The following is an 8,939-nucleotide window of genomic DNA, read 5'->3' on the forward strand; positions in this document are numbered from 1 at the left end:
ACGGAAGCCGCGCAAGCGCTATTGCCGCGCTATTGCCGCGCCCTCCCTTTTTCTTTATCCGCCAGCAGGTAGGCCTTCAGGTCCCTGGGTGGCAGAGACTTCGAGAAATAGTATCCCTGGCAGCAGGTTGCGCCGAGAGAGCGGAGATACTCGTAGGTCTTCTGGTCTTCGACCCCCTCCAGGCAGCTGTGGAGGCCCAGCCTCCGGGCGGCATCCACGATCGCGCCCACGTACACCTGATTAGCCTCCCGGCTGCGTATATCCGTGATGAAGGATTTGTCCAGCTTGACCTCGTCTATCGGGAGGTTGAGCAAGACGCCCAGGGAGGAGAAGCCGGTGCCTACATCGTCCAGGGCGACCTGAATGCCAAACCGGTGGAAGAACTCGATCTGCGACTTCAGGTACTCCTCGTCAAGTTCGCGGCAGCGCTCCGTCAGCTCCAGGCAAAGCTGCTGGGGCGGGAAGCCGGTCTCCCGCAGCGCCTCGAGCACCATGGCGTTGAACCGCTCGTCCTCCAGCTGCAGGACGGTGATGTTGACCTTGATCACGAAACCGGGCACCACCGGCAGCATTTCCCGGGCGTCTGAGAGGGCTTTCCGAAGGATCCACCAGCCCACCTGGAAGAAGCAGGGGTCGTTTTCCAGCCAAGGCACGAACTGCCCCGGGTGCACCTTGCCGAACTCATCGCCCCGCCACCGCAGCAGAGCCTCCGCCCCCATGGCCTCTCCGGTATCCATTTGGTGAATGGGCTGATACTCCAGGCGAAAGCCCCTCCGCTCCGTCACCGCGTCCTGGTAGACGGCGGCCAGCAGCTTGAAGTCTACCTGGCTCTCGCCTCGAGCCGGATCGCCGTAGAACGTGAGACGGCCATGGCCTTCCTGCTCGGAACGCTCCAACGCGCTGGTCAGGTTGTTCCGGACGGCGACGACGCTGCCGGCATAGTGCTCGTCCACGACAAAGGCCCCGCCCGCCAGCCTCAGGGGAATGGTGATGGAGTCCATGGTGATCTCGAAGCGGGCGACGTTCGTCAGGTCTGCGTAGAGCTTGGAAACATCCTCCGCTTCCATTCCCGGCAGGCAGAGCGTGAACCTGGTGTCCCCGATCCGGAAAACCCGTCCCTTCTGGCCAACGACCCTCCTCAGAACTCCGGAAAACTGCGACAGTATCTGATTGCCGGTCAGGTGGCCATACAGCAGGTTGATCCTGCTGAAGGAGCAGATCTTCACCGTCAGGAACGATGCCCTCGTCTTCTCCCGCAGCAGCTTCTCCATGTGGGGAACCAGGATGCGCTCGTTGTGAAGCCCGGTGATGGGGTCGATGGTCTCTCCGATGCCGTGATTGACCAGGGTGGCGACGAACAGGTCCGGCTCACCGCTCTTGCCTTTCAGGATTCTGCCCCGGCAGGTGCATACCACGTATTCGCCCCGCTTGTTGCGAACGCGGTACTCTATGTCGTGCTCCTTTTTTGCTCCGCTGAAGACCGCGCTGATGTCCGTCCAATAGGTGGCGCGGTCGTCCGGGTGGATATACTCCATCCAAACGGTGGCGCTGTCATAGATGAACTCGCCGGGCAGGCCGAAGTAATCCACCGCCGCCTGAGACCAGCGGGAGACGTTGGTGGACAGGTTGCCCATGGTAAGGTAGTTCCTTCCGCCCGTTGCGGCGAAGGCATCGAAGATGCGGTCGGTCAAGCCGGTGACGTTCAGCTGCTGCCCGTCCTGCGACAGGCGGGCTTTCTCCCGCCTCATGTCCGTCTTGTTCTGGTACATGAGGTAGTCGGCCATCTGCAGCACGTTGCGCAACGAGGCGTATTCCTCGCCGGATACGGCGTAGCCGATGGCAACGCTCATCCGGTAGGGCACCTTTTCGGACATGGCCTTGCAGTCCGCGTTGACCTGATCGATCTCCTGCTGGATCTTCGCCTCATCCGCATTGCGGTATACGGCCAGAAACTCGTCGCCGCCCATGCGGTAGATGCTCTTCGCCCCCCGCAGGTCCCGCGTCAGGATCTGGGCGACGTCACCGATGTAATCGTCCCCCTTCAGGTGACCGAACTCATCGTTGACCTCCTTCAGGTCGTTGATGTCGCAGAACACCATCCCGAATCGGATGTCCCGGCTCTGGACGAACGTCTCCTCCATCTGCTGGATCTCGAGCTCATAGCTGCTGCGGCTCTTCACGCCGGTGAGGGCGTCAATCAGCAGCTTCTGCCTGAACACATCCGCCGGGTTCTCCAGGGAGAAGAAGAACGCCACCGTGACAACGGTCACCGCGCCGCCCGTGATCAGCAGCTCGGGCACCGCGATCTGGATGCACTCCGCCGCCACCATCAGAGTAAGCATGGGGATCAGGGCCATCCGAACATGGGGCGCCAGCTTCTTGAAGTTCACGGTCAGGATCACGGCGCTGCCCGCTAAGAAGACCATGCCGAGGCCATAGCCCACGACGGCTGCCGGCCCCAGGCTGTAATTGGTCCCGTTGCCATGAAGCTACTCGATGGGCATCACCGGCAGGAGGAGCAGATAGAGCCCCACCAGGGAAAAGCCGATGATCCTCACGGCCTTCTGAATCCGCTTCTCACGGTAGGACAGGGCGATCACATAGCAGAAGAACTCATGGGCAAACAAGATGGCGAACAGGTAGAACACCACATGGGCTATGTAGTTTACCCAGATGGGAACCTGGTCCAGATTGTTCACCGTCAGCACGGTGATGATGTCGAACACAACATGGCCAATGGCGAAGAACAGCATTCTTATGAAGCTGCCATTGTCCTTTCCCATTTTGTAATAGCGGGCGTTGATGCCGAGGAATACCAGGAGTATCAAGCAGACGATCTCCACTCGGACGATCAGCAACGGATACAAGTGCTCACCACCAGACGTACAACCACCAGACGTACATATAGCTTTGCCTCAAACTCTCTTCCCGGATCAGAAGCGTTTCAAGGATACAAGAAGAACTCCTCCGTGGCAGCATTTCTCCCTGTTTTCTTGCTGCAATTCTCTTCAACGGCGCGGAGTCGCAAGCGGACGTGGACGGCATCGCGGAGGTACGTCGGCTCACGCGCACATCGCGGAGGTGTAAGCGGACGTGGACGGCATCGCGGAGGTGCGGCGGCTCACGCGCGCTTCGCGGAGGTGTGAGCGGGCGTGGACGGCATCGCGGAGGTGCGTCACCCGTAGAACCCCTCGACATCGCCAAAGCGATGGCTCGGGTCACGACGCTGATCCTCGATGAAGTCGATGCTCACGGTTCTCGTGGCATCGGATATCTCGTAGTAGATGCCGTAGCGCCCCACGTACGTCACGTAGACGTCGAAGGGCAGGCGCGCCGCCTCGTAAAGGGGATCGTAGAGGCGCCCGAGATGGGGAAACGCGCCGAGCAGCTCGAGGGTCTTGTCAACGGCGTGCAGCTCTGTCGACGAGGAGATGCTCAAGTAGACGAACAGGGCGTTGCTCGACAAGACGACCTCATAGCCGCGCCCGAGAGCGTCGTCTTGCGCATGCTCGCCGTCAACGCGAGACGTCATGAGGATGCCCTCATGCGGCGCGCCTCGGCGAGGGGCGTGAACTCACCGCGCTCGACCTGCTCATGCGCCTCCATCACGCGCTTCGCGATGCGCATCTCGCGCTCGTACGAGAGCTCGCGCAGGCTCTTCTCCTCTTCGTAAGCCTGCGCATCCATGACGACCAGCGCCGGGTAGCCGTTTCGCGTCAGGTACACCGGCTCGCGCGTCTGCGCGCATGCCTGCGCAACCGCCTTGAAGTTTCGCTGCATGTCGCTTATGGGCATAACGGTTGGCATGTGGGGCGCCTTTCCCTTGATGCTGCTTCGCTTCGCCAAGCATAACATAAAGTTTTATGTATTGAAGAGATGGGCGCCGGGCCTTTTCGCCGTCGCGCCACCGGGCACGCTGGGCCTCTTCGTCATCATGCCGCCCGGACGCGCTGGGACGCGCTACTCCTCACGCGCGCCTCGCGGCCTTCGTCGTCGGACATGCCGGGCCTCTTCGCCGATTTCGCCGTCTAGAAGCGGCCTTGGGCGCCGCTCGTGTAGCGGGCGCGCACGATGTTGTCGCGGATGATGCGAAACGCCTCGTCCTCGCCGCGGTCGGCGAGCAGGTGCAGCATGTACTCGAGCAGCTGCGCCGTCTCGGGGTGCATGATGTAGCGCGCGCTGCCGGCCTCGTAGTACTCGAGCGCGCTCGCGTCGGTGTAGGCGTCGCCCTGGTACACCTTGCAGGCGGCCACGCGGTCGCAGAACATCTCCACCACGTAGCGCGTGGGCATGGGCGCGCCCACGATGCGCCCGTCGCCCTTGCCGCGCACGTCGGTCCAGTACTCGTAGTGGTGGCGGTTGCGCCCCTTGTGGTGCAGCCACGCCTCGCAGAAGCCGCGCTCCTCGCGCTCGGCGGTGTTGGGGCTGCGCGTGCCCTGGTAGTAGCGCATGCCCGTGCAGAACTCGGTGGGCGTGTACTTCGAGAGGTCGTGCAGAAGGCCCTGCTTGTAGAGCCCCACGCGGAAGCAGTGGCGCATGACCTGGATCTTGTGCGCGTTGATGGTGCGCAGGTGCTGGCGCGCCATGGAGAGGGTGCCGCGCGGCGGCTCATAGCGCCTCCCCAGGTGAAGGGGAAGCTCCGTCTCGTCGATGACGAAGATGTTGCAGTCGCGCAGAAGCTTCGCGGTGACGCCGTAGCCGGGGCGCAGCGTGCCGGTGAACGTGCCGTCGTACACCTGGCGGCTGCCGCACGAGGGGCTCTTCGCCTTGAGGACGGCCATGCGGCACCCTTCGCGCCGCATGAGCGCAAGCGTGGCCTCGGCGCCGCGCACGAACGCGTCGGTGACGTCGGCGCCGTCGCGCGCCGTCACCTGCCAGCGCGCGCCCGCGTGCGTGATCTCGCTCGGCTCGCGCGGCGTGGGCAGGCCGCCCGCCACCTCGGGGCAGACGGGGACCACCTCGACGTCATCGCGGTCGAGGAGGGCCAGGGCGGCCTCGCAGGGCTTGGAGGCGCCGTCGTAGCGACAGGCCTGCCCCAGCAGGCACGCGCTCACCGCCACCTTCATGCGCGGCTTCCCGCGTGATGCCGCCTTTCGCGATGCCATGTGATGCAAGCCTCCGCTCTCCGCTCGTCCGAAGCCCCTGCCGTACCGTGCCGATGGTAGCACAAAGCAGGGGCGTGCGCGCCAAGCACACGCCCCCGCCCTCGTCGGCGAAGTCACCGGAGGATGCTTGCGAGCTGGAGGTTGAGCGCGAGCGTGGGGACGGCGCGCGAGCGGGAAGCGTGCGAACGAGTGCAGCCGCAGGCGCAAGCGGGAAGCGCGCGAGCGAACGCGGCCGCAGGCGCAAGCGGGAAGCGCGCGAGCGGACAGACCGGAAGCGCTAGCGAGTCGGCGGCTTGGGCGCGGGGACCGCAGGTGCTGCGGGGGCTGCGGAGGCGTCCTTGCCGTCGAGGACGGCGAGCGCCTCGAGGTAGCGCGCGCGGCGCTTCATGTCTACTGCGGTGAGGCGGCGCTTGAGGCGCTTGGGGTCGAGGTTGTGCTCGAGGTCGGCGCGCTTCACCTTGGCGGCCAAGGGGTTTTTCCGCACGCCGCGCACGTAGTCCAGGTAGTCCACGCGCTCGTCGTGCGTGAGCAGCTCGACCGCCGCGACCACGCTCTCGGGCATGCCCGCCTCGCGCAGGCCGTCGGCCGTGAAGTCGGAATCCTCGAGCACGTCGTGCAGAAGCGCCACGCACGTCTCCTCTTCGGTGTCCATGGCTTCCGCCACGTGCAGCGGATGGTTGATGTAGGGCTCCCCCGCCTTGTCGAGCTGCCCCTCGTGCGCGCGACGGGCAATCCCCGCCGCAGCCGCCGTCAATGCCGTGCTTATCATAGACTGAGCTCCTTCCCTCTTTTTCCCCTCGATGGTAGCATGACAAAGTTTTCTTGGTCCATCCTCTTGTAATAAGAACATATGTTTTATATAATTGCCACAACGTCAGTTCTGGTTGGAATAATCCTAACCTCACGGGACAGCCACCTCTTCGAAAAGCGGTGATGTCCTATGTTGCTCCTTCGTTAATAGCATTTTCATACCTCAATTATATTGAATCAGTATATTGGAGGGGCATATAATGCTATTCGTGTTCGATCCGAAAAAGAACGCCGTCAACATCGAGAAACACGGCATGAGCTTTCCTGAGGCGCAAGCGCTGTGGGAAGACGAGAACGCGATCCGCTTGCCGGCCAAGGATCGAGGCGAGCCGCGCTATCTGGTCGTCGGCATGGTCAACGGCAAGCATTGGACCGCCATCGCGACCGATCGGGGAGACGCCGTGAGGATCATATCCGTTCGTCGGTCGCACGACAAGGAGGTCAAGCTTTATGAGTACCGCAAGCGTTAACGCCGCAAACCTCGAAGGGCTCTTCGACGAGGGCGCCGACGTGCTCGACTACTTCGACACCGCAGCAATCGAGCACTTGAACTGCGAGGTGAAGCGCGTCAACGTTGACTTTCCCCAATGGGTCGTCAATGAGCTCGACAAGGAGGCCGCGCGCATCGGCGTAGGCCGGCAAGCCATCATCAAGACGTGGATCGTGGAGCGCCTCGACTCCATGGGTAAGCCTGCCTAGCAAGCCTGCCTAGCAAGCCTGCCTAGCAAGCCTGCCTAGCAAGCCTGCCTAGCAAGCCCGCCTAGCAAGTCGACCTAGCGAGCCAGCCCAACGAGCACGGCAGCACGAAACGCTCAGCAGTGCAGCGCCTTGAGGTTTGTCGTCATGCGACAACCCCTTGAAGCTGTTTCGTTCTGCGAGAGCCTCTTGGACTTCGTCGCTATGCGACGACCTCTTGGAGCTTCTGCCAGATGCGCACCATGGCGAGCGTGTCGAGCTCGCAGTAGCGCAGGAGCGCCTCCCGCGTGCGGGCGGCCTCCTCGGGCACCATGTGCGCCAGGTCGGTGAACGCCGCCGACGCCTGCGCCCCATTGTGCACGCCGTCGAGGGCGTGGTAGTCGAGCTCCGGGTCGTCTGGGAAGAGCGCCGGGAGCACGGACTTGATCGAGAACGAGCCGCCCTGCGCCGCCGCGTAGTACGCGCCGTTGCGGAAGGGCACCATGAGGTCGCGCATGTTCTCGCGGATGGCGAGCAGATGCGCGGCGAGGTCAGGGAACTGGACGGCGAGGTCCTTGAGTACCATGCGCTCGAAGCTCATGTTGTAGGCCACGGTGCGCGCGTCGCGCGGGATGGCACGCACGAGCGCCTCGGCCACCGCGCGGCGCGGGTCGGTCCCCTCGCGCGCGAGGAACTCGCGGTGCTCGAAGGCGCCCTCCGCGTCGCTCACGACGTGCAGCGAGAACTGCGTGGGGATCTGCTGGTAGGGGCGCACGCCGTCGAAGGGCGGCACGGCGGGCTGGTACGTCTCAAAGTCGAGGAAGTACAGCGGCGGCGTGAGCTCGGCGAGGAACCTGCGCACGAACGCCACGTCGACAAGCGGACTCTCCCCCGTGCGATGCGCCTCGATCTGGCGCTGCGGGATCGCCTTGAGGCGCAAGCCCGAATCCGCCACGTCGTCGAACGTGAGGAGCCCCTGGTCGACGAGCTTGAACGCCTTGACGAGCCCGTAGCCGCCCAAGTCGAACACGCTCGGATGCGGCACGTAGCGCCAGCACCACCGCTGGTAGCCGCACGGGTAGGGGCTTCGGCAGTGCGGGCCGATGGAGCAGCGGCCGCGCGCGCCGGGCTCCATGCCGAGCGCCTGGGAGAGCGCGCCCGACTCCCCGGGCTCGGCGGGATCGTCCGCCACCGCCTTGAGGTAGGCCACGCGCTCCCCCACCTGCCCCATCATGCCTCTCACCACCTCGGTGCAGTCCTCCACCGTGAAGAGCCCGTGCAGGTCGAGCTCCCCCTCGCGCACGTAGGAGCTGTTCACGTGCATGAGGCTCGCGCTCTTCACCGCATATCCGCACCGGTCCAGCAGCCAGCACTGGTAGGCCATGTCGTGCAGGTAGATGTCATGGAGGTGCGTGGAGGACTTCACCTCCACGAGGCGCACGCCGTCAGGCTCGTTGAGCAGGATGTCCACCATGCACAGGTTGCCGTCGCGCTCGAAGGTGGCTTCGCAGATCACGGGCTCGCCCGCCTCCATGAGCTCGCGCGTGAGGCGCGCCATGCCCGCGAAGTCGTGCGCGTCGAAGGGGATCTCCGTGAAGCTACCGTAGTAGCCCATGGCGAGGTCGCCCACCTCGTTCCCCGTGGCGAGCACAGCTTGGTTCAGCACCGTGTCGTCGAACTGCTCGGGCAGGTGCGCTTCCATCCAGAGCATCTTCGGGCACTGGACGCCGCGCGTGTAGCGGGACTTCGAGAGGTTCATGCGTGCTTCCTTATGACGTCTTCGAGCGCCTCGACGTCCGACGCGTCGAAGCGGTAGGCTGCCACCTGAGGCTGCGCGGGGTTGCCTCCGCTGCGGTGCTCCACGCGCACGAAGCGCGCCTCGACCTCGGAGGCCCCCTCCTTGAGCAGGGCGTACGCGTAGCACTGGGCCTGCAGCTCGTGCTTCGCGCGCACGAACGCGTCCGTCTCGGCGGGCGAGCCGCCCGTCTTGTAGTCGACGACGAGCGCGCGCGCCGCGTCGTCGAGGGCGAGCGCGTCGAGGGCGCCCTCGAGGTAGAGCGGCGGCGCGCCTGCGGGCCCGACTTCCACCATGAACGGGACCTCAGCGGCGATCTGCGCAAAGCTGCCGAGCCCGCGCGCCACGTCGCTCGCCGTCCAGAGGTCGAGTGCCTCGTCGAGGCGCCATGCCTGGTCAGGGGTGAGGCCCACGCGCTGCGCCTGTGCGCGCACGGCCTCGCGCGCGGGCTTCTCGAGCGCGCGCGGCGCCGGGCGCGCCGCCGCCTCGAGCACCATGCGCTGCGCGAGGCGGTGGAACGCCGTGCCGAGGGCCGTGGCGTCGTCGTCCTCCAC

At 64.6% G+C, this 8,939-nt stretch carries 10 protein-coding genes; 2 read left to right on the plus strand and 8 right to left on the minus strand.

Going from position 1 to position 8,939, the window contains the following annotated elements; translation table 11 throughout:
• Positions 1 to 29: 29 nt before the first annotated feature.
• The 6 genes from HRL41_RS05040 to HRL41_RS05070 all read right to left on the minus strand — a co-directional run bounded on the left by HRL41_RS05040 (position 30) and on the right by HRL41_RS05070 (position 5,874).
• Positions 30 to 2,444 carry an EAL domain-containing protein gene (locus HRL41_RS05040; protein WP_172135830.1) on the minus strand — a complete coding sequence of 805 codons (2,415 nt, stop codon included), beginning with the start codon at positions 2,442 to 2,444 and terminating at the stop codon, positions 30 to 32.
• Positions 2,445 to 2,489: 45 nt separating this feature from the next.
• Positions 2,490 to 2,828: a hypothetical protein gene (locus tag HRL41_RS05045; RefSeq protein ID WP_172135831.1), complete on the minus strand. Its 339-nt coding sequence runs from the start codon at positions 2,826 to 2,828 to the stop codon at positions 2,490 to 2,492.
• Positions 2,829 to 3,175: 347 nt separating this feature from the next.
• Positions 3,176 to 3,532 carry a type II toxin-antitoxin system RelE/ParE family toxin gene (locus HRL41_RS05050; RefSeq protein WP_172135832.1) on the minus strand — a complete coding sequence of 119 codons (357 nt, stop codon included), beginning with the start codon at positions 3,530 to 3,532 and terminating at the stop codon, positions 3,176 to 3,178.
• A complete protein-coding gene (locus tag HRL41_RS05055; protein WP_172135833.1) occupies positions 3,529 to 3,807 on the minus strand; it encodes a type II toxin-antitoxin system Phd/YefM family antitoxin in 279 nt (92 codons plus the stop codon). The genes HRL41_RS05050 and HRL41_RS05055 overlap by 4 nt, the downstream gene beginning before the upstream one ends.
• A gap of 221 nt (positions 3,808 to 4,028) precedes the next feature.
• Entirely contained in the window at positions 4,029 to 5,105 is a 1,077-nt protein-coding gene (locus HRL41_RS11935) for a DUF5662 family protein (protein WP_216662520.1), read from the minus strand.
• 277 nt (positions 5,106 to 5,382) lie between these two features.
• Positions 5,383 to 5,874 carry an HD domain-containing protein gene (locus HRL41_RS05070; RefSeq protein WP_172135834.1) on the minus strand — a complete coding sequence of 164 codons (492 nt, stop codon included), beginning with the start codon at positions 5,872 to 5,874 and terminating at the stop codon, positions 5,383 to 5,385.
• 241 nt (positions 5,875 to 6,115) lie between these two features.
• On the opposite strand from HRL41_RS05070, the gene HRL41_RS05075 reads away from it, so the two are divergent.
• A complete protein-coding gene (locus HRL41_RS05075; protein WP_172135835.1) occupies positions 6,116 to 6,385 on the plus strand; it encodes a BrnT family toxin in 270 nt (89 codons plus the stop codon).
• Positions 6,366 to 6,614 (plus strand): type II toxin-antitoxin system BrnA family antitoxin, encoded by a 249-nt coding sequence (gene brnA, locus HRL41_RS05080; RefSeq protein ID WP_165170325.1) that lies wholly within the window; start codon positions 6,366 to 6,368, stop codon positions 6,612 to 6,614. The genes HRL41_RS05075 and brnA overlap by 20 nt, the downstream gene beginning before the upstream one ends.
• 199 nt (positions 6,615 to 6,813) lie before the next feature.
• Here the strand turns inward: brnA and HRL41_RS05085 are convergent, their stop codons facing one another.
• Positions 6,814 to 8,349, minus strand: a complete 1,536-nt coding sequence (locus tag HRL41_RS05085) for a DUF2779 domain-containing protein (protein WP_172135836.1) — start codon at positions 8,347 to 8,349, stop codon at positions 6,814 to 6,816.
• Positions 8,346 to 8,939, minus strand: a 594-nt coding sequence (locus tag HRL41_RS05090) for a PD-(D/E)XK nuclease family protein (RefSeq protein WP_172135837.1), incomplete at its 5' end; no start/stop codon positions are given. The genes HRL41_RS05085 and HRL41_RS05090, both read right to left, overlap by 4 nt.

The organism is Adlercreutzia sp. ZJ473 (assembly GCF_013185065.1).
Lineage (GTDB): Bacteria > Actinomycetota > Coriobacteriia > Coriobacteriales > Eggerthellaceae > CAAEEV01.

Coding starts and splice junctions, on each gene's coding strand:
- HRL41_RS11935 (WP_216662520.1), bottom strand. CDS start 5,105: ATGGCATCGCGAAAGGCGGCATCACGCGGGAAGCCGCGCATGAAGGTG.
- brnA (WP_165170325.1), top strand. CDS start 6,366: ATGAGTACCGCAAGCGTTAACGCCGCAAACCTCGAAGGGCTCTTCGAC.
- HRL41_RS05050 (WP_172135832.1), bottom strand. CDS start 3,532: ATGACGTCTCGCGTTGACGGCGAGCATGCGCAAGACGACGCTCTCGGG.
- HRL41_RS05075 (WP_172135835.1), top strand. CDS start 6,116: ATGCTATTCGTGTTCGATCCGAAAAAGAACGCCGTCAACATCGAGAAA.
- HRL41_RS05055 (WP_172135833.1), bottom strand. CDS start 3,807: ATGCCAACCGTTATGCCCATAAGCGACATGCAGCGAAACTTCAAGGCG.
- HRL41_RS05070 (WP_172135834.1), bottom strand. CDS start 5,874: ATGATAAGCACGGCATTGACGGCGGCTGCGGCGGGGATTGCCCGTCGC.
- HRL41_RS05085 (WP_172135836.1), bottom strand. CDS start 8,349: ATGAACCTCTCGAAGTCCCGCTACACGCGCGGCGTCCAGTGCCCGAAG.